Below are 21992 nucleotides of genomic sequence, written 5' to 3'. Positions count from 1 at the left end.
GGGGCGGGGGCCCCCCCCCCGCCGCGCCCCGCCCGCGGCCTCCGGCGCCCGCCGCGGGGGCGGGGGGGGGGGGCGCGCCGCCCCCGCCGGCCGCGGCCCGCCGCCCCCCCCCCCCCGCGAGGGGTCAGCCGGAGCCGCCGATACGGCACTGCCCGACCGTCAGCGGGCGGGCGTCCCCGGCCGAACGGTCGCAGAGGACCCGGGTGAGCGGCGCCCCGTCGTCCGCCCCCCGGACCTGGTTGAGGACGATGCTGTGGCCCCGGCGGTCGCGGTAGGGATGGGCACCGGTGAAGTCGATGGTGCCCGTGGCCATGCCCCACAGTCGTACGGTCCGCAGATTCACCCAGGTCGCCGCCCGGCGCTGCGGTTTGCCGCCCCGGCTGGCCGCGCGGTAGAGCGCCTGGGCGGCGTCATGGGCGAGGGCGGTCTGCCCGCTCGCCAGGGCGGGGTTCGCCGGGTTCACCGGGGACCGCATGCCCAGGGTCCGCAGATGCTTGGCGGCATTGCGGTAGAAGAGCGTGGTCCGCTCCGGCGCCAGCCGGGCCAGCGCCGCGTGGTAGAGGGTGATGCCGGCGGTCACCCCCTGCCCGTCGTCCGAGAAGTCGGCCTTCGAGAGGTCGTCCCCGGTGAGGATCGAGATCTGCCGGCGGGCGCAGCCCTCCTCCGTATTGAGATGGCTCATCAGCGGGGGAACGTCCTCGACCCGGCCCGCGAAGTAGATCACCGAGGGGATCCGGCCGCCCCGGCAGAACCGCTCGGTGTGCACCTCCAGCGCCGGGCGCCCGAGTTTGACCTCGTAGCGACGCTCCGGCAGCAGGGAGAAGCCCCTCTTCCGCAGCATGGTCTCGCCGTACTTGGCCTGCTCGTCGGTGTAGAGGTCGTCGGTCTTCTCGGTGTCGCGGGCGAGGACCAGGGCGTACTGGCGCTTCTTCGCCGTGCGCAGCTGCCGGGCGATCAGACCCAACTGCTCGACCTGCCACTCGTCGGTGGCCGCCAGGCTGAACCAGTTGGCGAACTCACGGGGCAGATAGGTGGCGGAGTTGGTGCCGGAGACCACGGGCAGCTCCGCCGCCTGGAGGATACGGGCGGTCTCCCGGCTGGAGCGGAGGTCGCGTCCGGCGCCGACGACCCCCACGACGGTGCGGTCCTCGCGGGCGTAGCGGGCGATGGCATGGGCCATCGCCACCTGGTGGCGCATGTCGACGCCGCCGTTGGCGACCAGGACCCGGAGCTGGACGGTGTTGTTGTCGTTGATGGCGGACTGCGCCAGGGAGATCCCCGCCAGTTCCTCTATGCCCTTGACGGGCGAGGCGCGTTCCCGGCTGGAGGCGCTGAGCGGGCCCGCGTAGACGAGGGTGACATAGTTTCCGGGGTGTTCGGCGAGGACCTTGGCGTTCTCGGTACGGATGCGCTGCTCCAGCGCGCGCACCGTCCAGGGCACCTGGTCGCGGCGGGGGGCCTTGCCGCCCTCGGGCAGCCAGTCGGCGAACCGCACATCCCCGGTGGCGATCCCTATGCATTCGGTGGGGGCGGAGTCGCGCTGGGCCCGTACGGTGTCCCGGTTGGCGGTGAAGAGGGAGGCGGAGCAGTAGTCCTTCCTCAGCTCGTCGGCACGGAGTCCGACCCCGGCGACCAGGACGGCGACCACCAGGACAAAGGTGTGCAGCGACCACACCACCCGGGCGGCGGTGGGGCGGGAGACGGCCTTGACGCAGTGGCGCTGGCCGTCGGCGGGCGGGACCAGGCGGCCGCTGGGCAGCGGCACCTTGATCACCCAGGGGAGTTCCGACAGGGCGCGGCTGGGCGACTGTCCGGCGCGCAGACTGCGGCCCCACTCCTGGTACCAGCTCCAGGGCGCGGTGCCGGGTTCGGAGATGGCGCTGCGCTGGAGCCGGTCGACATCGGCGACCCGTACCGAGGCGACGATCATCAGCGGGTCGAGTTCGCTGCGGCGGCTGCGGACGTCGCTGACCGCCTTGATCAGTTCGATGCCGCCGTTCCCGGCGTCGGCCCGGGGCAGGAAGAGCACGGGCGGACGGGGCCGTTTGAAGCCCCGCAGATCCCAGCTCCAGCGGCGGTGGTTGTCCCTCAGGTCCTCGCAGAGGGCCAGGACATAGAGCTGGAGCTGGAAGTCGTCGCCGGTCCTCAGCGCCTCGGCGACATCGTGGGCGCGGGCGGCGATGGCGTTCCAGGAGCGGACCGGGCGCAGCAGCGAGACATCGGTCGGGCGGCCGGGCGAGGCGGCGCGGAGGAAGGTCGTGGTCATGAACCACCGGCTCTCCCGGCGCAGCCACAGGAAGATGGGGGCCCGGCCGGGCAGCACATTGTCGAGCAGGAGCAGCAGCAGCAGGAATCCGGCGCCGGTGGCGAGGGCGATGGACCAGTCGGTGCGGGCCAGCAGGGCGGCGAGGACGGCCACCAGGCTGGCGGGGAGGATGTGCGCCATGTCGAAGAGGTTCAGCCGGGCGCTCCACCGGGACTCGCCCCGGGGGCGCCAGCGCTGCCGGGCGAGCTGGTCGAGCAGGGTCTGCGCGGGGTCGGGCAGGGCCTGGGAGACCCCGGTCGCCGAGGGGGTACGGGGCCAGTCGGGGCCCAGCTCGCCGACGGCGTCCTCGATGGCCCGGACCAGGCGCAGCCGGGGGAAGGAGTAGCGGCGGTAGAGGGAGCGCCGTCCGTCCCAGCGCCCCGGGTCACCCAGGTCGCGGACGAGTCCGGCGGCGCGGCGGACCTCGGTGGGTCCCTCGCGTTCGAGGGGGGCGACGGCGGAGCGCGACCCATGGGCGTCGTGCCCGGCGTACAACTCCCCGACCAGGCTGACGACCCGGTCCTCGTCGGCGCTGTCCTCGGCGTGGAGGACGACGACCGGCATGGGTGGCCGGCTGCTGCGGAAGTCCCGTACCAGTACCTCCAGCCTTCGCTGGACATCGACACCGGCCCCTGTCGACATGCCGTGCCGCACGCCCGGGCACCGTGGCGGTTCCCGATCCTCGTTACGCACCTTTCCCCCCGTTCGTCTGGAGCTGGAATACGACGCTAGCGGGCGGGGGCGCAAGAGGGGCGGGGTTGGATGCCCCCGAACTCCTGTGTGTCCTACGGAAGATGACGGAGGAGGGAACGTACAGGTGTACGACGCCGGGGGTGGTGGACGGCCGGTGCGGGCGACACGGGCGCGGTGTGCGACCGGGCACGGTGGTGCCGACCGGGGCGGGGGCCCGGACGGCATGGGCGGACGTGGCCACCGGGCCCGGGTACCGGTCTGCGATGATCGAATGGGCCCGGTCCGGCCGGGCCACGCCCATCGGAAGAGCACTACCGAGGAGTCCACCGGCCCATGGCCCAGCATCCCCCTGTCCTGTTCACCGCCGTTCGCAACCCGGACGGGCAGCAGTGCGATCTGCTGGTCGAGGACGGCCGTATCACCGCGTACGACCCGGCGGAGCCGCCCGCCGGGGCCACGGTCGTGGACGCGGCGGGCGCGCTCGCGCTGCCGTCGCCCGTGGACGCGCACATCCACCCCGACAAGACCACCTGGGGCGGCCCCTGGATGAGCAGGGAGCCCGCGCACTCGCTGCGCGACCTCATCGACGGGGATGTCCGGGCCCGGGCCCGGATCGCCGCACCGGTGGCCGAGCGGGCGGGCGCCCTGATGGATCAGGCGGTGGCCCGGGGCACCCGCGCCTGGCGGGCGCATGTGGATGTCTCCCCGGTGCACGGGCTCTCAGGGGTGCACGGGGTACGGGAGGCGGCCGAGGCGCGCGCCGGGCTGCTCGATGTGCAGATCGTGGCGTTTCCGCAGCTCGGTCTGGTCAGCCGGCCCGGCACCGCCGAGCTGCTGGAGCGGTCCCTCACCGAGGGCGCCGACATCCTGGGCGGGCTGGACCCGCTGGGGGTCGACCGGGACCTCGACGGCCAGCTGGATTTCCTCTTCGCGGCGGCGCTGCGCCATGGGGTGCCGCTCGACATCCATCTCCACGACGGCGGGCCCGACGGGGTGCGCCAGGTCACCGAGATCGCCCGGCGGACGGCGGCGGCGGGGCTCTTCGGCCGGGTCACCATCAGCCATGTCTTCTGTCTCGCCGAGCTGGCGGGGCCGGAGCTGGACCGTACGGCCGAGCTGCTGGCGGAGACCGGTATCGCGCTGACCACCTGCGCCCTGGGCAAGGACCCGGTCCTGCCGACGGCGGCGCTCACCCGGCACGGGGTGCGGGTGGCCGCGGGCTCGGACGGGGTACGGGACGCCTGGAGCCCGTTCGGCGACGCGGACATGATCAACCGGGCCCATCTGCTGGCCTACCGCACGGACGCGCGGACCGACGCAGAGCTGGAGGCGTGCTACGCCGTGGTGGCCCGGGGCGGGGCGGAGCTGCTGGGGCTGCCCGTCTCCGGGCTCGCGCCCGGCGATCCGGCCGATTTCGTGCTGGTGCGGGCGGGATCGGTGGCGGCGGCCGTGGTCGACCGGCCGCTGCCCCTGCTGGTGGTCCGCGGTGGCCGGGTAGTGGCCCGCGAGGGGCGGCTGGTCTGATCCGGGGCCGGTCCGTGTGCGCGCGGGTCCGTCACGCCCGGGACCGTCGGGCCCGCCCCACCGGCACGGTCGCCCAAGCCATCACCTGGGCGGCCACCCGGGCGGTTGCCCGGGCCGGGGTCCGTACCCCGGTCCGGGTCACCCTCCGGGCAGGACGGGTCAGGCGTCCTGCTGCTTCTTGTTCTTCTCCTTGATGCGGACCGACTCCTTGCGGACCTCGGCCTGGGTGGTGCGCTCCTTCTGGAGCCACTCCGGCGCTTCCTGCTTCAGCGCCTCGATCTGCTCGGTGGTGAGGGGCTCGGTGAACCCGGCCCGGACCAGTCCGGAGATGGAGACGCCGAGCTTCGCCGCGACGACCGGACGCGGGTGCGGGCCCTGGGCGCGCAGCTCGCGCAGCCAGGCGGGCGGATCGGCCTGGAGGGCGTTCAGCTCGCCACGGGTGACGACCCCCTCCTGGAACTCCGCGGGGGTGGCTTCGAGGTACACACCCAGCTTCTTCGCCGCCGTGGCGGGCTTCATGGACTGGGTGCTCTGCTGGGAGGTCATGTGGTCCAGGATATCGAGTACGCACGGCGCCTTTGACCACGCACGGTAATCTGAGCTTGTGAAAGCCTCGGATTCCCCCTCCTCGTTCCGGCTCGCCTATGCCCCGGGCGTGACCCCCGCCAAGTGGGTTCGGATCTGGAAGGAGCGGCGGCCGGACATCCCGCTGGAGCTGCTCCAGGTACCCGCCGCCGAGGCCCCCGAGCTGCTGCGCCGGGGCGACGCGGACGCGGGTCTGGTCCGGCTGCCGGTGGACCGGACGCTCTTCAGCGCGATCCCCCTGTACACCGAGACCACGGTGGTCGTGGTCCCGAAGGACCACGCGGTGACGGCGGTCGAGGAGGTGTCCGCCGGGGAGCTGGCCGATGAGGTCGTCTTCCATCCGCTGGACGACACCCTCGGCTGGGAGACCCCGCCGGGACGGCCCGCGATCGAGCGCCCCGCGACGACGGCGGACGCGATCGAGCTGGTGGCGGCCGGGGTGGGCGTACTCCTGGTGCCGCAGTCCCTCGCCCGGCTGCACCACCGCCGGGATCTCACCTACCGGCCGGTCACCGACGCACCCCAGTCGCAGGTCGCCCTCGCCTGGCCGGAGGAGGCGACCACGGATCTGGTCGAGGACTTCATCGGGATCGTGCGGGGGCGGACGGTCAACAGCACCCGGGGCCGCCGTCCCGATGAGCCGAAGCCCGCGGAGGCCAAGGCCAGGACCAAGGGCAAGGCGGGCGCCACCAAGGGTGCCAAGGGCTCCCAGGGCGGCAGGAGCGGCGGCACCAGGAGCGCCCAGGGAGCGAAGGGCGGCAAGGGCGGCAAAGGTGCGAAGGCCGCCGGGGGAGCCAGGTCCGGCGCCCGGCGCGGCGCCTCCGGACGCCGCTGACCCTGCGCCGTCGGCCAGGGCCCGGCACCACCACCCGTAACCCATCGTGACCGCCCGCGTACCGTACCGCCGCTCCCCGGCGTCCCGGACAGCGGCTGCCGGGCTGCCGGGCTCCCCCGGCCGGCCGGTCAGCCGGTGAGCAGGTCGAGCGCCCGGTCCACGTCCTCCTCCGTCGTGGAGACATGGAAGGAACAGCGCAGCCGGCCGCCGCGCACCGAGGCCACCACCGCGTGGGCGGCCAGCCGTTCGGCGGTTCCGGCGGGGGCGTCCAGGGAGACGATCGCGGAATCGCCCGGCGGCAGCCCGAGGCCCGCCCGGAAACGGTTGGCCAGGCCGAGGTCATGGGCGTGGATCCGGGACACCCCGACGGTGGCGAGGAACTCCAGCGCCGGGGCCTGTCCGGCCCAGGAGGACCAGGCCGGGGAGACATCCAGCCGGCGGGCGTCGTCGGCGAGCCGGAGCGGGGTGCCGTAGATGCTGTTCCAGGGCTCCTTCCCGGCGTACCAGTTGGCGCCCGCGGCGGGCACCTCGGACAGGGCCTCCTCCGTACCCGCGAGGAAGGCGGTGCCCCGGGGCGCGAGCAGCCACTTGTAGCCGCCGCAGACCAGCAGGTCGATCCGGTCGGCGGGCAGCGGCAGCCACCCCGCCGCCTGGGTCGCGTCCACCAGGACCCGGGCGCCGTGCGCCGCGGCGGCGTCGAGGATCGCGTCGAGCGGGGCGAGCGCCCCGTCGGCGGACTGGACGGCGGAGACGGCCACCAGACCCGTACCGGGGCCGATGGCGTCGGGGAGGCGGTCCAGGGGCACGGTCTCGGTGCGCACCCCCCGCTCCTCCGCCGCCAGGAAGGGGAAGAGGAGGGAGGTGAAGTCGCCCTCCGCCAGCAGGACCCGGGTCCCCGGCCGCACTCCGGCGGCGACCATGCCCACCGCCGGGGCGACCTGGGAGCCGATGGCGACCCGGTGTTCGTCCAGACCCATCAGCCGGGCGAAGGCGGACCGTGAGCGGGCGACGGCCCGGTCCATCCCGGCGAGGTCCAGCCGTCCGGCGGCGCGGTCCCGCTCGGCCGCGAGGGCGGCTTGGTGCCCCGCCTCGGTCGGCAGGCCGTAGGTGGCCGTGTCCAGGTAGTGGACGCGGTGCGAGAAATGATCCCGAAGTGGCTCCATAGCGGAATCGTGCATGAGACACCGATCGCTCGGCAACGACGGACGGGAACCCGTCGCCGCAGGGTCCCCCGATACGATGGAGCGAGGAGCCGAGGATGGGCAGTGGCGGCGCCCCCGCGCGCGAGGCGGCCCCGGCCGGCGGTGACCGCGCCGGACGGGCCTTCCGGCTGACCGAGACCCCCGGAGCCACCCCGTACCGGCAGGTGTGGCGCGCCGTCCCGACCGATGCGACCCGGACGCTGGCCGGCTGCCACCGCACCGGGGACGGCCCCTCGGTCCCGGCCGTGCTCTGGCTGGAGTGCGCCGCCGAGGCGGCGCTCGCCCTGCTGCCCGGCCCGGTCGTCGCCCTCAGCGGAGTCCGTTTCCCCCGGGGTCCGCTCCCCCTGCCCCCGGACCGGGCCCCCGCGCTCTGGGTCGGCGTTTGGCCCCCGGCGCGTCCCGGGTCCCGGAGCCCCGCCGCGGTACGGGTCGCCATCGGCACCGCGCCGCCGGGCCGGGACTTCCCCGGGACCGCCGCCCGGGAGCTGATCGCCGAGGCGACCGTGCACATCGGACCGCTCCCGCCCGCCCCCGCGCCGCTGCCGCTGCCGAGGCGGCCCGCCCTGCCCAGCCGGGACCCGGCACGGGAGCCCGGCGGCCCGATCCTGCTGAGCGGCCCCTTCACCGCGCTCACCGGGGTACGGCGGCACTCCTGGGGCGGATCGGGCGAGTTCACCCCCGGGGACGGGGCGGCGGTGGCGGCGGGCCTGCTGCTGCCGGTGCTGGCGGTGGACTGCCTGCTGCGCATGGAGAGCCAGCCACCGCTCTCCCGGGGCTTTCTGCTGCCGGTGTACGCGCCGCTGCGGCTGGCGCTGGTGGAGTTCTTCACCCCGTACGACGACAGGGCGCTCGGCGGCCTCCCCGTGGTCCTGCTGCACACACCCGTATCCGCGCCCGGTACGGGGGTGCTCAACGCCACCGGACCGGGGCACCGGCCCGTGCTGCGGATCACCGGGGCGGCCAACCGGCTGCTCGGCCGGTTCGACGCGCGGGCCCGCCGCTGGGAGGTTCCCGGCGGCGGGCGGCGGCATCCTTCAAAAAGCCCTGGGTAGGCCCCGTGGACCCAGGTCGCGTGGATCCCTCAGGGGACCCCTCAAGGACCAGGACCCCTCAGGGATCACAGAGTGATCGGCTTCTCGCAGGTGACCTCGTCGCGGGGGACATAGCGGGTGTTGAAGGCCTCCCGCTTGACCTCCTCGCCGTCGTTGGACAGGACCCGCTCCACGGTGACGTTGAAGCCGTCCAGCGGGGTCTGCGGAAGGCAGTTCTCCGCGGGACCCTTGCGCTTGCCCGGCTCCTTGACGTCGGTACGGGGGCCCTTGACCGCCTTCACCGAGTCATACTTTTTTGAACCGTAGAAGCTGATGGTGACGGAGGAGTCGGTGGAGCTGGCGGCGATGTAGAGGGAGTTGCCGGAGTCGTTGAGGAAGCGCAGGTCCAGGCTGCCCCAGGCGACGGTGGCCTCGCGGCCCTCCGGGTAGCGCTCGATGTAGAAGGAGTGCGCGCCGTACTCCACGGGCTTGACCCCGGCGAAGAAGACCGCGTTGAACATGGTCGTGGCGACCGCGGAGACACCGCCGCCGGCGGCCTTGGTGTACTGGTCGTCCTGGATGATGATGCCGTCCACGAAGCCGTTGGCCTCGGTCCGCTCCCCCACCGTGCGGTTGAAGCTCCACTCCTCACCGGGCTTGACCAGCGAGCCGTTGATCAGCTCCACCGCGCGGCCGATGTTCTTGGTGCGGTACGGGGCCGGGTCGAAGTCGACCGTGAAGCTCGACATCCGCTCCTTCAGCCCGAGCGAGTCAAAGCTCTTCGCGTCGAGCGCGGGACGGACCTCGGTGGTGCGCAGCGCGGCGGTACGGGCCGCCGTGCCCTCGCCGGTCAGCAGGGGCGTCACGGTGCGCTCCAGGCCGTCGGCGGAGACCTTCTGGCCGGACCGGCCGTCGCTCGCGAGCACGACCCGGTCGCCCTGGAGTCCGAGGGTGCCCTCCACGGGCTCCTCGATCACGGTGTCGAGGGCGCGCTCGACGGCCGGGTCCTTGCGGAGCGCGGCCCCGTCGAGCTTCGGCACCAGCCGGTCGGACTTGTCGGGCTTCATGGTCAGATGCCGGCCGATCACCGCCGGGGTGATCGTGGCGGAGCGGTCCTCCACGGTGACGGTGACGGGGGCGGACATCGCGGGCCGGGCAAAGGCGTCCATCGCGCGGTTGACCTCGGCGGCGCCGACCTTGGGCTCGGTACGGCGGACCGGGAGGTCGACGGTGTCGGTGGTGCCGTCGGCCATGGCGGTACGGATCGCGTCGGCGGCGGGACCGGCGTCGATCCGCTCGCCGACGCGGGCCTGGACGGGCACGGCACGCCCGTCACGGAAGGAGATGGCGCCCTCACGGGCGGTGCGGTCGTACTTCTTGGCGAGGGCGGCGACCGCCGCCTCGGTCTTCGCGCCGTCGACCCGCTGGACGGGCTCGATCTCGCGGTCCCCGGAGGAGAAGAGCCTGCCGATCACGGTGAACGGGTCGGAGCCGGAGCGGGCGGCCCGCTCGACGGTCTCCCGGCTGTCCAGGGTGAATCCGGCCTCCCGGGCGTCGACGGTGCCGGTGCGGTCGCCGATCCCGACCTCGACCGGGGCGGGCCAGCGGGGGCCCAGCTCGCGCTCCAGCTTCCGCTCGGCGGCGGCTGAGCCGAGGCCGCCGATGTCCACTCCGTGCACCCGGGTCCCGGCGGGCACCTCGCCGTCGAAGGCGAGGAGACCGGTCAGATACAGACCCCCGAATCCGAGCCCCACCACACCCGCGACCAGGAGTGCGGGGTGTATTCGGCGACGGCCTTCGCCGTCGCCGCCCCGGTGTCCGGATGAAGGAAGCACGAAAATCTCCTTGTCGCTGGCTGCCCCGGTCTGCGCTCGTCCCCCGTCGCACATCAGGCGTCCCGCCCCGGGCCGGACACCCGCCGCGTCCCGGGGCCCAAGGGCTCCGGGGGGCCGGTGACCGCCTTCGCGCGGATGCCGCGCGGCGGATCGCCTGTCACTGAATGGTACTGACCCCACGGGGCCGCCCCGGCGCCGGGACGGCCCCACCCACCCCGAATCGGCCACCCGGCGCGTCCGGACGGCGACACAGCGCAGCGGCCCGGCCGAGGGCATGGGGCGGGGCGATATCGGTTGCTCCGTACATCCATGACATATGCCACATCCCACGGGAAGGGTGGGAGACCGGTGCGACAGGGGCGAGACAGAGGTCACCCTTCCTCGGCCCCGGACCTCTCTGGTACAGCTGGAAGGAACATCCCCAGCACTTCACTACTTTTCGGAAGTTTCACGATGGACCAGGACACAGCCCCCGACACCCCGCCCACCACGACCGACTTCATGATCGACCTGACCGTGGAGGAGACCCGTCGCCGGGCCTCGGTGATGGCCGCGCTCGGGCCGGACTGGGACCCGGTGGCGGTCCTGCGCGGGGAGGACGAGGCGTACGCGCTGCTCTACTCGGGCCTCGACGCCGACCAGCGGCGCACCTATGACCTGCTGGTCGCCGCCGGTGTGCTGCCGGGAGAGGAGCCGGGCCGTGCGGCTGCCCATTGACCCGCAGGCGGACGACGCCCGCCGGGCCTGGGTGGCCTGCCCCTCGTGCGACGACGCACGCTCCTGCGCGCCCTGCGCCGACCGGCGCAACTGCCGTGAGCACTGGCGCTATCTGATCTCCAACAAGGGCCCGGTCCTGCATCTCCAGTGCCCCGGCTGCACCCATATGTGGTCGCTCGACACCCGTCCGGGCCTGCGCCGCTCCCCGGATGGCGACAACTGCCGCTGACGGTGGCGGGGTTCCTCTCCGGTTTTGGATCTTTCGGACATCGTCGCGGTGTCCGTCCGGCATTTCCCGCCAAGATCCTTCAAGGGTCGTCAGGGGGGCGATGGAAGGTGTGCCCCGGCCCACCGGCCGGTGGCAGACCTGTGCGCCGGAAGGAAGAGCGATGGCAGTGAGGTTCCTGCTCGACCTCACCAAGGACGGCGCGGTACGGCACGGCAGGACGCCGCGGGGCAGACACACGGCAGGGACAGGGCAGGGACAGGGCAAAAACAAGGCAGGAAGACGGCGGCAACAGGACAGCCGGGGCCGGGCGGACAGCGGGGAAACGGGACGGCGGCCGGGTCCCGGCGCGGGTCACGCGCGGGAACCCGGCCACCGCCGGTGGCAGTCAGGCGTCGGACGCGGTGCGCGCCGACTCCTCGACGGCCCCGGCATCCTCCGCACCGGACACCGCGGCGCCGACAGCCGTGTACCAGACCGACTTCTGCCGGGCCTCGCGCTCCACCAGCCCCTTGGCGACATGCGCGTTCAGCGCGTCCCGCACCACCGGGACGCTGGTCTTCAGCTCCGGGTGGGTCCGGGTGATCTCGTCGGCCACCTCCCGCGCCGTCCTCGGCTCACGGTGGCCGCGCAGCAGTTCCAGGACCGCGGTGCGCAGGGTGACCTTCCGCTCGCCCTGACGGGGTGCCGGGGTCTCCTTCGCACCGCCCGCCGGAGCCGCCGGCTTGGCCTTGGCCTTGGGCTTCGCGGCCGTGGTACCGGTGGCCGCCGTCTTCCGGGGCTTCGCGGCCTCACGTGAACGCCGCGGCTCCGGCACCGCGGCGCGGGGGGTCGCCCCGGCCCGCGCGGTGGTCCCGCCCGAGGACTTCGCGGCCACCGGCTCCGGAGCGGCGGTCTCCTCCGCCGGGGGCTCCCCGGCCGTCTCCGCCCCGGCGGCGGGAGCGGCCTCCGTACCGGCGCCGCCGGACGACTGTCCGTCCCGCGCCGCCACCCGCATACCCGCCAGCCAGTCGTGGTCCTTCTCCAGTTCCTGCAACCGCCCGGCCAGCCGGTCCAATTCGTCCCGGACGCCTTCCTGCTCGGACTTGTTCCGCTCCAACTCCTCCGCGAACCTGGCCTGGTACTGCTCTCTCAGGCTTCCGCTGCCGGGGGTGGACTCGCCCGCTTCGCTGGTCATCATCGCTCGCTCTCCGTCGAATTCGCCGTACGAGATGTACGCGATGTAGATGTATCCGATGTGCCCGCCGCGCATCCACTCATCACGCGGCCCTCTCCGGCCGTGTACCCGGGGAAGGATCGAAGAGTACGCGAGCAACCTGGCAATTCCCTTACCTCGGACGGATCCGCGCTGGAGGGAGACCCCGCACGGGACCCCTGCCGGGCAGGGCGGAAGGGGCCCGGAGGGGGTCCGTCACCGTCCTGACACCCCGGCGGCCCTTCACCCGTTCGGCGCACCCGCACCCCTTGCCGCCCGGCGGACGGACGCCGCGCCGCCCCCGTCCCCGCCGTCAGGGCGGAGGCCGCAGGGCGGGAGGGGACACGGCCGACTGGCTACGATGGACCGCCCCGCCGGTCGGGACGGCGGCGCACACAGGAGCGGGCCACGGAAGCGGGCACAGGAGCGGAGACGGGGTGAGAGAACGGATGCGTGAGCGACGACGCGGCCAGGGCGAGCTGGAGGCCGAAGTCCTGGCGGCGCTGCGGGCGGCGCCCGGACCGGTGGACACGGAGTGGGTCAGGGCCCGGCTCGGCGGGTCTCTCGCCTACACCACGGTGATCACCATTCTGACGCGGCTGCTCGCCAAGGAAGTGGTGACCCGCGAGCGCGCGGGACGGTCGTTCGTCTGGACCCCGGTCGCGGACGCGGCGGGCCTGGCGGCCCTGCGGATGCGGAAGGTCCTGGACGGGGAGAGCGACCGCGAGGCGGTCCTGGCCCGGTTTGTCACGGGGCTGCCGCCGGGCGACGAGCGTCTGCTGCGGGATCTGCTGGAGCGGGCACAGGAGCCGGAGGGCTGAGCACGTCATGGGGGTGTTCGTCCTACTGCCGCTGGTACTGCCGCTGACGGCGTGGCCGGTGGCCCGGCTGGCCGAGCAGCATCCGCAGCCGCGGGCGGCGACCTGGCTGCTGACGGTCGCGGCGGGGGTCCTGGCGGTGTGCAGCACGCTCTGTCTGGCCCTGCTGATGGTGGTGGGCACGGCGCAACTGCCGGGGAATCCGCTGCCGGACGGCTGGTCGGACCCGGAGGTACGGGCGGCCGTTCCGTACGACGAGGTCGCCGGGCCGGCCGCGATCCCGCTGCTGCTCGCCGTGGTCGTCGCGGGCTGCCGGGGCTGGTGGCACCACCATCGGGTACGGCGGCGGGCCTGGCGGGCACTGGCCGGGCTGCCGGTGTCCCCGGTGGCGGTGCTCCCCGACGGGGTGCCGTACGCCTATGCGCTGCCCGGGGGCGCCCGGGGCCGGGTGGTGGTGTCCACCGGGATGCTGAACGCGCTGACGGGGCCGGAGCGCAGGGCGCTCTTCGCCCATGAGCGGGCCCATCTGGCCCGCCGTCACCATCGCTTCCTCCTGGTCGCGCTGTTGGCGGCACGGGCGAATCCCTTTCTGCTGCCGCTGCGCACGGCGGTGGCGTACACCGTGGAGCGCTGGGCGGACGAGGAGGCGGCGGGCCGGATCGGCAGCCGGGCCGTGATGGCGCGGGCGGTCGGCAGGGCGGCCCTGGTGTCGCGGGGGACCCCTTCGCCGACCCTGGCCGGGCTGGCGGCACCGGGGCCGGTACCGCGCAGGGTGGCGGCGCTGCTGGGTCCGGCCCCGGCCGCCCGGGGCTGGCCATCGGTCAGGACGGCGGTGGGGCTGGCGGCGTGGACCGCCGCCGCCGGGGCGACGGTGTCGGCGCTGTCGTCGGCGAACGCCGCCGTGACCCTCTTCTTCGTGCTGAAGGCCGCCACCCCGCTGTGAGCGGAGCCGCCCGGCGGCCTTCTACAGGGGCGCTCAGCCCTCGTCGCCGCCCTCGTCGCCCTCCTCCAGGGCGTCCCCGATCTCGTCCACGACCTCGGCGGCGACCAGACCGGCCGCGACACCGACGGCCAGCCCCGCCGCGCCCGCCGCGACCATGGTGCCCGTACCCGGTCCGGAGCGGTGGTGCCCGTGGGAGCCGTCGTGGTGGCCGGGATACGGGGTGCCGTGCCCGTACGGGTCGGAGTGCGGGTCGGAGTGGCCGTACGGGTCGGAGTGGCCCTCGGTCAGCCGCCGCAGCCAGCCCTCGACCACGGTGTTCCACTCCTCGCCGGGGATCCCCTCCTGGCCGACGGTGAAGCGCTGGACCGTATCGCCGCCGAAACCGGGCAGCGCGCCGCCCCGGTCGGCCTCCAGGACGACCTCCAGACCGTCCGGGCCGGCGAGGAAGGTCAGCTCCAGCTCGTTCATCACCCCCGAGTACCGCGGGGCGGGCGCCAGTTCGATCTCCTGATAGAAGGGGAGCCGCTGGCCGGTGCCGCCGATGCGGCCGTACTCCAGGTCGGCGGAGCGGAAGCCGAAGCCCAGCCGGCCGAAGGCGTCCAGGATCGCCTCCTGTGCCGGGAGCGGGCCGACGGCGAGGGGGTCGAGGTCGCCCCGGTCCCTGGAGCCCGCCACGGCCATCTCGGTGCGTACACCGAGGACGATGCCCAGGGGCTGCCCGTACAGCTCGGTGACGGGGGTCTCCCAGGGCAGGGCGAGGGCGAAGGGCAGCGTCCGCCGCTCCCCCTCGGCGAGGCGGAACGCCTCGGCGACGGTGCGGCGTTCGAAGGCGACGATGCCCTCGACCTCCCCCTCCTCGTGCTCCGCCTCGACCCCGGCGACCAGTTCCAGGGTGATGTGCTCGATGTCGAAGGCGGTGCCGCCCCCGGTGAGCCGGAGCTGTCCGGTGAGGTCGGAGCCGGGGAGTACGGGTCCGGGGTCCAGGACCGTGTCCACCGTGGGCGCGCCCACGCCGAGCGAGCCGAGCAGTCGTTTGAACACCATGGTGGCGTCCACTCCTTCAGGATTCAGGCGGTGCGGTGGGACGCCGTGGCCCTGCCCGGGAGCGTCGGACCGGCGGCGGTTCAGGAACGTACCGCAACCGCCCACTTATTTCTACACGACTGTAGAAGTACGGCGCGGCGCACACCCCCACGGACCGCCCCGGCCCTCAGAGCGGCGGCCAGTAGTAGGCGCCCAGCCGGTGGTGGTAGTCCGCGTCCCCGTAGTGGCCGTCCCCGTGGAACTCGGGCGCGCCCTTGATCTGGTCCTTCGTCAGGTCCACCTGGACCTTCCTGTCGTCGGGGTCGACACGGACGACGGCACCGGCGGGGATGATGACCTGCTTGCCGAAGATCCAGGGGCCGGTGTCCACCACCAGACAGGCGGAGTCCACCTCGTCGGAGTGCTTGTCGACCTTTCCGATACCGCCGTCCACGGCCTCGACGGAGAATCCGATCAGATCGGAACCGGCCAGATGACCGGCGGTGTCGGGGTAATTCCAGGAATTCCGTTCCATGATGAGGAGATCCTTTCTCATTGAGCGCGCGGGACCCTGCGAACCGGGCGCGGAAACGCGCCTCGCGCCCGGTTCGCACAGGGTCCGGCAAGGATGTCGATACCGCCGGTCTACCAGCGGTACCAGCGGCTTCGCGGGCCACCGGCGTTGGCGCCGGAGCGCATGACAAAGCCGAGCAGCCAGACGGCGAGCACGATCACGGCGACCCACCACAGGGCCTCCATGGCGAATCCCGCACCGAAGAGAAGAAGTGCCAGCAGAAGAACCACAAGCAGCGGAACCATGTTTATCGCCTCCGTTACGGCGGCTTCCCCGCATGGCTCGCCGTACACCTCCCGGCGACGGCGGTTCCCGGAAAGGAAACAAAAAGCGGGGCGCGGGACCGGTGCGGCGGCGCCGCCGGTCCCGCGCCCCGGGCGCGTCGGTTCAGGAGGTCCAGGGGCCGTCGGCGCGGCCCGAGGGGACGGTCAGCCGGTGGCGCCGGGCTCGCGGCGCATGCACCAGGTGCGGGGCCCGCCGTCGATGCCGGGCAGCTCCGCCGTGACCGTGAAGCCGAGCCGCCGGTAGAGACGGACATTGGCCTCGGTCGCGGTCTCCAGGAAGGCGGGGTACCCGGTGCGGTCGGCCTCCTCCAGACCGGGCCGGATCACCGCGCCGCCCAGTCCCCGGCCCTGCGCCTCGGGGTCCACCGCCACCGTCGCGAGAAACCACACGGGCTCCTGGGGACGGTGGGCCTCGGCGGCCTTCTCCATCTCCTCGTAGGCGGTGGCACGGTCCCCCGCCAGCTCAGCGACGAGCGGAACCGCTTCGAGGAAGCCCGGCGACGGGTCCCGCTCGGGGGTGGTCCACACGGCGACGGCGCGGCCCTCACCCGCCACCCAGACCCGGCCGTAGGGCATCCCGACGCGGGTGAGGAACAGCTCCTGGAGCTTGCGCACCCGCTCCTCGTGGTCGTCGGCGGCGATCACATGCCGGGTGTAGGGGTAGTCGGCGAACGCCCTCCCCAGGGTCCGGACGGCGGCGGGGATGTCCTCGGGGGTGGCCGGCCGCACCTGGTGGCCGGAGGTGTGCGGGGCGGGGCCGGGGCTCGTCATACGGTGTCGTTCCTCTCGACAGGGGGCAGGGGCGGGGCGCTCACGGGGAGCACCCCCAAGAGAACGATCAAGGAAACCACCGGAGTTCCGCAACCGGCTTTTCCGGCGCGCCGGGCCGGGTTCCCCCGGAAGGAGCCGGAGCGGACCGGGCCGGAGGGGACCGGAGCGGACCGGGCGGCCGGCGGGGGCACTGTCAGTGGGGTGGTGCACCATCGGGGACATCGGGAAGGAGCGCGCCGCACACCAGGGGCGGCGGCCCACCGGGGCAAGGAGCGACTGTGGCGATCTCCCACCGGGACGTGGCGGAGTACCCTTTTCTGGGGCTGTTGTACGAGGACCCGTACTTCCCCGACGAGGTCCTCGACCGGGGCCGGGGGATCCTGCTGCGGCTGTGCGAGCGGATCGAGGCCGAGCACCCCGCCGATCTGACGGCGCTGTATGTCCTGACGCATGCGGCGACGGAGGAGTTCAACGCGCTGGAGGCCGAGTTCGAGGCGGCGGGCAGCGAGATCGAGACCGTCGCACGCGAGGAGATAGGCGAGTCCTTCTGGGCCGTGGCGATGGCCTATGGGTTCACCGACGCGGACGCCGAGGAGCTGATCGCCACCCGGGAGTGGTGAGCGACGACGGAAAGGCGCCACCGCCGCATCTCCGGCCCCATCCCGTTCGTCGTATGTACCTACCGGCGATTGCTGTAGCACCGGCTCCCCCTCCGGGGCGAAATTCCCCGGAGGGATTCGCGTTCCGACCCTGCGCCCAGAGACACCCTGTGCCAGGCTGCTCACGTTTCTGACCGTTCAGGGCTCCGTCCTGATCACGGCGGAGCCAGGGGGGAGCACCTTCGTGAGGAACCATCAGGGAACGGTGTGGCTGGGGACCGCGCTGCTCATCGGGGCGCTGGGGCTGCCCGCTCAGAGCGCGCTGGCGACGGACGGACCGGCTCCGGGACCCGGGGCGCGGACGGTGGCCGGCGACTCGACGGCGGTCGGCGGCCGGACCGCCGCACCGGTGCCGGAGCCCCGGGCCGCCGCCGAGGCCGAGGAGGTCATCACCTTCTCGGAGTTCCCGGAGGACACGGCGGTCACCCGGCAGTACAAGCAGCGCGGGATCGTCTTCTCCGGCGGGGGCGGTGGAACTCCCTCCATCACCACCGACACCGCCAGCCCGACCACCCCCGTACTCTCCGGCAGCCCCCGGTTCCAGGGCGCCGTCGAGGGCCGGTTTGTGAAGATGGACGGCACCGGCCGGACGGTCACCCGCTTCTCGCTGGATGTCGGCTACATCGACAATCCCGGGTCGGTCTCCGTCATCGTCCACGACCTCAAGGGCAAGGAGCTGACCCGGAAGCCCGCGGACCGGAACGGCATCGTACGGATCGCCGTCACCGGCAAGGGCATCGCCTCCTTCCGGGTCCAGCAGACCTCGCCCGAAGGGAGCGGCTTCGCCGTCGACAATGTCCGTTTCCCGCGCCCCACGGTACTGGCGGCGCTCGGGGACTCCTTCTCCTCGGGTGAGGCCAACCCGCCCTATGTGGCGGGCACCGACATCGACGGCAAGGGCTGTCACCGCAGCCTGAAGGCCTGGCCGGTGACGCTGGGCAAGAACAACAAGGCGGTCGACTCGGTCGAGCACTTCGCCTGCTCCGGTGCGCTCACCACCGCGCTGACACAGGAGTTCAAGAAGGAGATCCCCCAGCTGACCGCCCTGGGCAGACTCACCGGCGCGAAGGAGCCGCGGGTGGTCACGCTCTCCCTCGGCGGCAATGACGTGGGCTTCTCCACCATCCTGGAGTCGTGCTTCGTCCCCGGCGGCACGTGCCTCGGCAAGGGCGGCGCCGTGGAGAACGGCGAGAAGGAGCTGCTCAGGCTCAGCGGAACACTCAAGGGCCACTACGAGAGCATCCAGAAGAAGGCCCCGAACGCCACGGTCGTCGTGGTGGGCTACCCCCGTCTCTTCCCCGCCACCGACGAGGAGGAGGACTGCTCCTGGCTGTCGAACAAGGAGCGGATCGCACTGAACGCGCTCGGCACCAAGCTCGACTTCGTTCTCGCCGCCCGGGCGAAGCAGGCCGGGGTGGAGTACGTGTCCGTCCAGGAGACGATGTCCGGGCATGAGCTGTGCACCGTCAACGAATCATGGTTCTGGCCGGTCGGCCTCACCGGCGGACAGCAGCGGGCGCACCCGCTGGAGAAGGGCCAGAAGGCGATCGAGGCCAAGGTCCGCAAGCACATCGACACCCTGTTGAAGAGCTGACCCTCCCCGGACTCCCGCGCCCCGCCCCCGTGCCACCTGGGCACGGGGGCGGCGCCCGGTCGGCCCGGCCCATCCGCGACCGGGGTCAGCCGTCGTGGAGGGCGCGGTGCAGCGCGGTGACGGCGAGGGTGATCGCCGCCTGTGCGCCCTGGGTGGTGCGCAGGGCGTTGAGCATCACGAAGTCATGGATGACGCCCTGCACCCGGACCGAGGTGACGGGGACGCCCGCCGCGCGCAGCTTGTTGGCGTAGGCCTCGCCCTCGTCGCGCAGGACATCGGCCTCGGCGGTGATGACCACAGCCGGGGGCAGCCCGGCCAGCTGCTCCCCGGTGGCGCGCAGTGGGGAGGCGGTGACGAGGGCCCGCTCGGCCGGGTCGGTCGTGTACTGGTCCCAGAACCACTTCATGGCGTCCCGGCGGAGGAAGTGGCCCTCGGCGAAACGGTGGTACGAAGGGGTGTCGAAGGAGGCGTCCGTCACCGGGTAGAAGAGCACCTGGAGGGCGAGGGCGACATCGCCGCGCTCCTTGGCCATCAGGGTGAGGGCGGCGGTCATGTTGCCGCCGACGGAGTCACCGGCGACCGCGAGCCGGGAGGCGTCCAGATTGCGGACGGCGCCCTCGCGCACGATCCACCGGGCGACGGTGTAGTTCTCTTCGAGGGCGACCGGGAAGCGGGCCTCGGGCGAGAGGCTGTACTCGGGGAAGACGACGGCGGCACGGGCGCCGACGGCGAGTTCCCGGACGAGACGGTCATGGGTGTGGGCGTCGCCGAAGACCCAGCCGGCGCCATGGAGGTAGAGGATGACGGGGAGGGGGCCGTCCTCCCCCGCCGGCCGGACGACACGGGCCCGGACGGAGCCGGTGGGGCCGCCCTCGACGGTCACCCAGTTCTCGTCCACGGCGGGTTTGGCGATCGTCCCGGACTGCACCTCGGCGACGGCGGCACGGCCCTCCTCGACGGGAAGCTCGTACAGATAGGGCGGTTTCGCCGTGGCGGCGGCGAACGCGGCCGCCTCCGGTTCCAGTACCGGCCCGGTGGTGTCCTGCTCGTCGGAGCCCATGTTCCGGTCCGCCTTTCGGGTTCACTCGCGAGGGTCATGCGGTGGGGTCGTGCGGTGGGGGTCGTGGGGTCGGGGTCATGCGGTGGGGGTCGTGCGGTGAGCGTCGTGCCGCACGGGACGCCGTGTGCCGAGTCTGGAGGGGCCGGGCCGGGAACGGACGCGGCCCGGCCGTCCCACCGGCCCTTCTCCCCCGGACGGCGGCCGGTCCGGCGGCGGAACCCGGGCCGTGTACGGGGTGACACCCCAGGGGGACGGTGCTGTGGCGCGGATCACCGGAACCCGGGCCGCCCGGCGGACAGTACCGGGTGTGGATCCATGTATCAGGAATCGATTCCGCGACGGTGACCGGGACGCCCTGGGCGAGGTGTACGACGCCCATGCCCGGTCGCTGTACCGCTATGCCCTGCGGGTGACGGGCGACTGGGCGGAGGCCGAGGACGTGGTCTCGGCGACCTTTCTGGAGGCCTGGCGGGCCCGGGACGGGCTCCGCGCCGACGGGGGCAGCCTGCGCCCCTGGCTGCTCGGGATCGCCACCAATGTCATGCGGGGCAACGCGCGCGCCCGGCGGCGGCGGGAGATCGCGCTCGCCCGGGTCCCGGAGCGCGGCGCGGTCCCCGACTTCGCGGACGATCTGGTGACCCATCTCGCCGACGCCGAGCAACTGCGGGCGGCACACACCGCGCTGGCCCGGCTGCGCCGCCGTGACCGCGAGGTCTTCACCCTCGTGGTGTGGGCGGGTCTGGACTACGCGGCGGCGGCACAGGCGCTGGGGGTCCCGGTGGGGACCGTGCGCTCACGACTGTCCCGGGCCCGTGCCCGGCTGCGGGGGCTCGCCGACGCCGAGTCCCGGGCCGCCCGGGCCGGGGCGGGCCGGAGCCGGGCAACCGCCCCGTCGAGCAAGCCGCGCCCGGACACAGCGGTGTCCGGGCGGCTCCCCGTCCTCTGGTCGCCGCCGCCCCAGGAGAACCACGGATGAACATCACCCCGGGATACCGCTCGTCCCCCCGGCCCGAGCGGGACGCCGATCCGGCCGGGGAGCCACCGCTGCCCCCGCCGCCCGTACCCGCGCTGCGGCCGGAACGGGAACGGCTGCTCAAGGAGGCGGTACTGCGCGGGGCCACCGACCCGGCGCCCCGTGCCGCGCGCACCCGGCGCGTCCCCCGTCCGGGCCGCCGGGCCCCGCGCCTGCTGCTGCCCGCCATGGCCTGCGCACTGGCGTTCGGTGCACTCGCCGTACCGAGCGCCGACGGCCCGGTCACCGGCACCGGCAGGGAAGGCGGGTGGGCGGCAGGTCCCGTCCCCGGCGGCGGGGCGCGCGGGCTGCTCGACCGGATCGCGCTCGCCGCCGCCGGCCGCGAACCATCCGTGGTCCGTGCGGGGCAGTTCGTGTACATCGAGAGCCAAGTCGCCCACTCCGTACGGGACGCGGCGGGCGGACCGGTGACCGTACCGCCCGCCCGGACCCGGCGGGTGTGGCTCTCGGCGGACGGCAGCCGCCCCGGGCTGCTGCGCGAGGAGGGTCTGCCGGACCAGCGGCTGGAACGGAGTCCCTCGCGGTACGGGGGCCAAAGCCCCACCGGGGCGCGCCGGCCGCTGCCCGGGGCGCGGGGCGCGACGCTGAACGATCCGACCCATGCGCTGGTCGCCGCGCTCCCCACCGACCCGGACGCCCTGCTGCGGCTGATCCGGCACGGGACCCGGGGCCGGGGCCAGGACCCGGATCAGCAGGCGTTCGCCACCATCGGCGATCTGCTGGCCGAGAGCTGGGCGCCGCCGGAGGTCAGCGCCGCGCTCTACCGTACGGCCGCGAGGATCCCCGGTGTCACGGTGGTCGAGCGGGCCACCGACGCCGCCGGGCGCGAGGGGATCGCCGTCGCCCGTACCGCCCACGGGGAACAGCGACAGTGGATCTTCGACCGGAGCGACTACGCCTTCCTCGGCGAGCGGACCGTACGCACCCGGACGGGCGCGGCGGGGACGGCCGGGGCGGTGACCGGCTCCTCGGCGGTCCTCACCAGGGCGGCGGTCGACCGCGCGGGAGAGATCCCGGCGGCGGCCCGGGGGCGGGCGGCCGGGCCGCGCCGATGAGGGCCGGGGCGGCGCACGGCCGCCGCCCCG

General features: G+C 73.7%; 21 protein-coding genes. 11 read left to right on the top strand and 10 right to left on the bottom strand.

What is annotated here, in order from left to right; genetic code table 11:
- Window positions 1–124: 124 nt before the first annotated feature.
- Window positions 125–2947 carry a type 1 periplasmic-binding domain-containing protein gene (locus ABT354_RS02730; protein WP_351488005.1) on the bottom strand — a complete coding sequence of 941 codons (2823 nt, stop codon included), beginning with the start codon at window positions 2945–2947 and terminating at the stop codon, window positions 125–127.
- A gap of 384 nt (window positions 2948–3331) precedes the next feature.
- Between ABT354_RS02730 and ABT354_RS02725 the strand changes: the two genes are divergently transcribed.
- The gene (locus ABT354_RS02725; protein WP_351488002.1) at window positions 3332–4522 is read left to right on the top strand and encodes an amidohydrolase family protein; all 1191 of its coding nucleotides are present in this window, start codon (window positions 3332–3334) and stop codon (window positions 4520–4522) included.
- A gap of 159 nt (window positions 4523–4681) precedes the next feature.
- On the opposite strand, the gene ABT354_RS02720 is transcribed toward ABT354_RS02725, so the two are convergent.
- Window positions 4682–5068, bottom strand: coding sequence for a DUF5997 family protein (locus ABT354_RS02720; protein ID WP_351487999.1), 387 nt, complete (start codon window positions 5066–5068; stop codon window positions 4682–4684).
- 58 nt (window positions 5069–5126) lie between these two features.
- Between ABT354_RS02720 and ABT354_RS02715 the strand changes: the two genes are divergently transcribed.
- Window positions 5127–5942 carry a LysR family substrate-binding domain-containing protein gene (locus ABT354_RS02715; protein ID WP_351487997.1) on the top strand — a complete coding sequence of 272 codons (816 nt, stop codon included), beginning with the start codon at window positions 5127–5129 and terminating at the stop codon, window positions 5940–5942.
- A 128-nt stretch (window positions 5943–6070) separates the two neighbouring features.
- Here the strand turns inward: ABT354_RS02715 and ABT354_RS02710 are convergent, their stop codons facing one another.
- Window positions 6071–7105 carry an aminotransferase class V-fold PLP-dependent enzyme gene (locus tag ABT354_RS02710; protein ID WP_351487995.1) on the bottom strand — a complete coding sequence of 345 codons (1035 nt, stop codon included), beginning with the start codon at window positions 7103–7105 and terminating at the stop codon, window positions 6071–6073.
- A gap of 95 nt (window positions 7106–7200) precedes the next feature.
- On the opposite strand from ABT354_RS02710, the gene ABT354_RS02705 reads away from it, so the two are divergent.
- Window positions 7201–8196 (top strand): hypothetical protein, encoded by a 996-nt coding sequence (locus ABT354_RS02705; RefSeq protein WP_351487993.1) that lies wholly within the window; start codon window positions 7201–7203, stop codon window positions 8194–8196.
- Between the two features lie 65 nt (window positions 8197–8261).
- Here ABT354_RS02705 and ABT354_RS02700 read toward each other — a convergent pair whose 3' ends face one another.
- Window positions 8262–10010 carry a VanW family protein gene (locus ABT354_RS02700; RefSeq protein WP_502983300.1) on the bottom strand — a complete coding sequence of 583 codons (1749 nt, stop codon included), beginning with the start codon at window positions 10008–10010 and terminating at the stop codon, window positions 8262–8264.
- 453 nt (window positions 10011–10463) lie between these two features.
- Between ABT354_RS02700 and ABT354_RS02695 the strand changes: the two genes are divergently transcribed.
- Together ABT354_RS02695 and ABT354_RS02690 are read left to right on the top strand one after the other, a co-directional pair.
- The gene (locus tag ABT354_RS02695; protein ID WP_351487991.1) at window positions 10464–10727 is read left to right on the top strand and encodes a DUF6400 family protein; all 264 of its coding nucleotides are present in this window, start codon (window positions 10464–10466) and stop codon (window positions 10725–10727) included.
- On the top strand, window positions 10711–10956 hold the full coding sequence (locus ABT354_RS02690; protein WP_351487988.1) for a hypothetical protein: 246 nt from the start codon (window positions 10711–10713) through the stop codon (window positions 10954–10956). Before ABT354_RS02695 ends, ABT354_RS02690 begins: the two co-directional genes overlap by 17 nt.
- A gap of 385 nt (window positions 10957–11341) precedes the next feature.
- Here the strand turns inward: ABT354_RS02690 and ABT354_RS02685 are convergent, their stop codons facing one another.
- Window positions 11342–12205 carry a hypothetical protein gene (locus ABT354_RS02685; RefSeq protein WP_351487985.1) on the bottom strand — a complete coding sequence of 288 codons (864 nt, stop codon included), beginning with the start codon at window positions 12203–12205 and terminating at the stop codon, window positions 11342–11344.
- A gap of 392 nt (window positions 12206–12597) precedes the next feature.
- Between ABT354_RS02685 and ABT354_RS02680 the strand changes: the two genes are divergently transcribed.
- Both ABT354_RS02680 and ABT354_RS02675 read left to right on the top strand, forming a co-directional pair.
- Complete coding sequence (locus ABT354_RS02680; RefSeq protein ID WP_351487983.1) at window positions 12598–12969, top strand: BlaI/MecI/CopY family transcriptional regulator; 372 nt, start codon at window positions 12598–12600, stop codon at window positions 12967–12969.
- 7 nt (window positions 12970–12976) lie between these two features.
- Window positions 12977–13909, top strand: coding sequence for a M56 family metallopeptidase (locus ABT354_RS02675; protein WP_351487980.1), 933 nt, complete (start codon window positions 12977–12979; stop codon window positions 13907–13909).
- A 33-nt stretch (window positions 13910–13942) separates the two neighbouring features.
- Here ABT354_RS02675 and ABT354_RS02670 read toward each other — a convergent pair whose 3' ends face one another.
- The 4 genes from ABT354_RS02670 to ABT354_RS02655 form a co-directional block, all read right to left on the bottom strand.
- Window positions 13943–14953, bottom strand: coding sequence for a sporulation protein (locus ABT354_RS02670; RefSeq protein ID WP_351487977.1), 1011 nt, complete (start codon window positions 14951–14953; stop codon window positions 13943–13945).
- Between the two features lie 166 nt (window positions 14954–15119).
- Window positions 15120–15467: a PRC-barrel domain-containing protein gene (locus tag ABT354_RS02665; protein WP_351487975.1), complete on the bottom strand. Its 348-nt coding sequence runs from the start codon at window positions 15465–15467 to the stop codon at window positions 15120–15122.
- A 110-nt stretch (window positions 15468–15577) separates the two neighbouring features.
- Window positions 15578–15751, bottom strand: a complete 174-nt coding sequence (locus ABT354_RS02660) for a hydrophobic protein (RefSeq protein ID WP_351487972.1) — start codon at window positions 15749–15751, stop codon at window positions 15578–15580.
- A 183-nt stretch (window positions 15752–15934) separates the two neighbouring features.
- The gene (locus ABT354_RS02655; protein WP_351487970.1) at window positions 15935–16561 is read right to left on the bottom strand and encodes a GNAT family N-acetyltransferase; all 627 of its coding nucleotides are present in this window, start codon (window positions 16559–16561) and stop codon (window positions 15935–15937) included.
- Between the two features lie 278 nt (window positions 16562–16839).
- Here ABT354_RS02655 and ABT354_RS02650 point away from each other — a divergent pair, with 278 nt between their 5' ends.
- Window positions 16840–17181, top strand: a complete 342-nt coding sequence (locus ABT354_RS02650) for a DUF5713 family protein (protein ID WP_351487968.1) — start codon at window positions 16840–16842, stop codon at window positions 17179–17181.
- Window positions 17182–17404: 223 nt separating this feature from the next.
- Window positions 17405–18814 carry an SGNH/GDSL hydrolase family protein gene (locus tag ABT354_RS02645; RefSeq protein ID WP_351487965.1) on the top strand — a complete coding sequence of 470 codons (1410 nt, stop codon included), beginning with the start codon at window positions 17405–17407 and terminating at the stop codon, window positions 18812–18814.
- 85 nt (window positions 18815–18899) lie between these two features.
- Here ABT354_RS02645 and ABT354_RS02640 read toward each other — a convergent pair whose 3' ends face one another.
- A complete protein-coding gene (locus tag ABT354_RS02640; protein WP_351487962.1) occupies window positions 18900–19874 on the bottom strand; it encodes an alpha/beta hydrolase in 975 nt (324 codons plus the stop codon).
- A 307-nt stretch (window positions 19875–20181) separates the two neighbouring features.
- Here ABT354_RS02640 and ABT354_RS02635 point away from each other — a divergent pair, with 307 nt between their 5' ends.
- Both ABT354_RS02635 and ABT354_RS02630 read left to right on the top strand, forming a co-directional pair.
- Entirely contained in the window at window positions 20182–20850 is a 669-nt protein-coding gene (locus ABT354_RS02635; RefSeq protein WP_351487959.1) for an RNA polymerase sigma factor, read from the top strand.
- Window positions 20847–21962 (top strand): CU044_5270 family protein, encoded by a 1116-nt coding sequence (locus ABT354_RS02630; protein ID WP_351487956.1) that lies wholly within the window; start codon window positions 20847–20849, stop codon window positions 21960–21962. Before ABT354_RS02635 ends, ABT354_RS02630 begins: the two co-directional genes overlap by 4 nt.
- The last annotated feature ends 30 nt before the right edge of the window (window positions 21963–21992 follow it).

Origin of the sequence: Streptomyces sp. NPDC000594 (genome assembly GCF_040299965.1) — a bacterium.
In the GTDB taxonomy this organism is placed as follows: Bacteria; Actinomycetota; Actinomycetes; order Streptomycetales; family Streptomycetaceae; genus Streptomyces.
Note: the sequence above shows the minus strand (reverse complement) of the source record. Positions and strands in the feature narration are given on the sequence as shown.

Bases quoted from the DNA above. Each gene is read 5' to 3' on its own strand.
- ABT354_RS02730 (WP_351488005.1), bottom strand. From the start codon at position 2,947: ATGTCGACAGGGGCCGGTGTCGATGTCCAGCGAAGGCTGGAGGTACTG.
- ABT354_RS02725 (WP_351488002.1), top strand. From the start codon at position 3,332: ATGGCCCAGCATCCCCCTGTCCTGTTCACCGCCGTTCGCAACCCGGAC.
- ABT354_RS02720 (WP_351487999.1), bottom strand. From the start codon at position 5,068: ATGACCTCCCAGCAGAGCACCCAGTCCATGAAGCCCGCCACGGCGGCG.
- ABT354_RS02710 (WP_351487995.1), bottom strand. From the start codon at position 7,105: ATGGAGCCACTTCGGGATCATTTCTCGCACCGCGTCCACTACCTGGAC.
- ABT354_RS02705 (WP_351487993.1), top strand. From the start codon at position 7,201: ATGGGCAGTGGCGGCGCCCCCGCGCGCGAGGCGGCCCCGGCCGGCGGT.
- ABT354_RS02695 (WP_351487991.1), top strand. From the start codon at position 10,464: ATGGACCAGGACACAGCCCCCGACACCCCGCCCACCACGACCGACTTC.
- ABT354_RS02685 (WP_351487985.1), bottom strand. From the start codon at position 12,205: ATGCGCGGCGGGCACATCGGATACATCTACATCGCGTACATCTCGTAC.
- ABT354_RS02680 (WP_351487983.1), top strand. From the start codon at position 12,598: ATGCGTGAGCGACGACGCGGCCAGGGCGAGCTGGAGGCCGAAGTCCTG.
- ABT354_RS02675 (WP_351487980.1), top strand. From the start codon at position 12,977: ATGGGGGTGTTCGTCCTACTGCCGCTGGTACTGCCGCTGACGGCGTGG.
- ABT354_RS02670 (WP_351487977.1), bottom strand. From the start codon at position 14,953: ATGGTGTTCAAACGACTGCTCGGCTCGCTCGGCGTGGGCGCGCCCACG.
- ABT354_RS02665 (WP_351487975.1), bottom strand. From the start codon at position 15,467: ATGGAACGGAATTCCTGGAATTACCCCGACACCGCCGGTCATCTGGCC.
- ABT354_RS02660 (WP_351487972.1), bottom strand. From the start codon at position 15,751: ATGGTTCCGCTGCTTGTGGTTCTTCTGCTGGCACTTCTTCTCTTCGGT.
- ABT354_RS02655 (WP_351487970.1), bottom strand. From the start codon at position 16,561: ATGACGAGCCCCGGCCCCGCCCCGCACACCTCCGGCCACCAGGTGCGG.
- ABT354_RS02640 (WP_351487962.1), bottom strand. From the start codon at position 19,874: ATGGGCTCCGACGAGCAGGACACCACCGGGCCGGTACTGGAACCGGAG.
- ABT354_RS02630 (WP_351487956.1), top strand. From the start codon at position 20,847: ATGAACATCACCCCGGGATACCGCTCGTCCCCCCGGCCCGAGCGGGAC.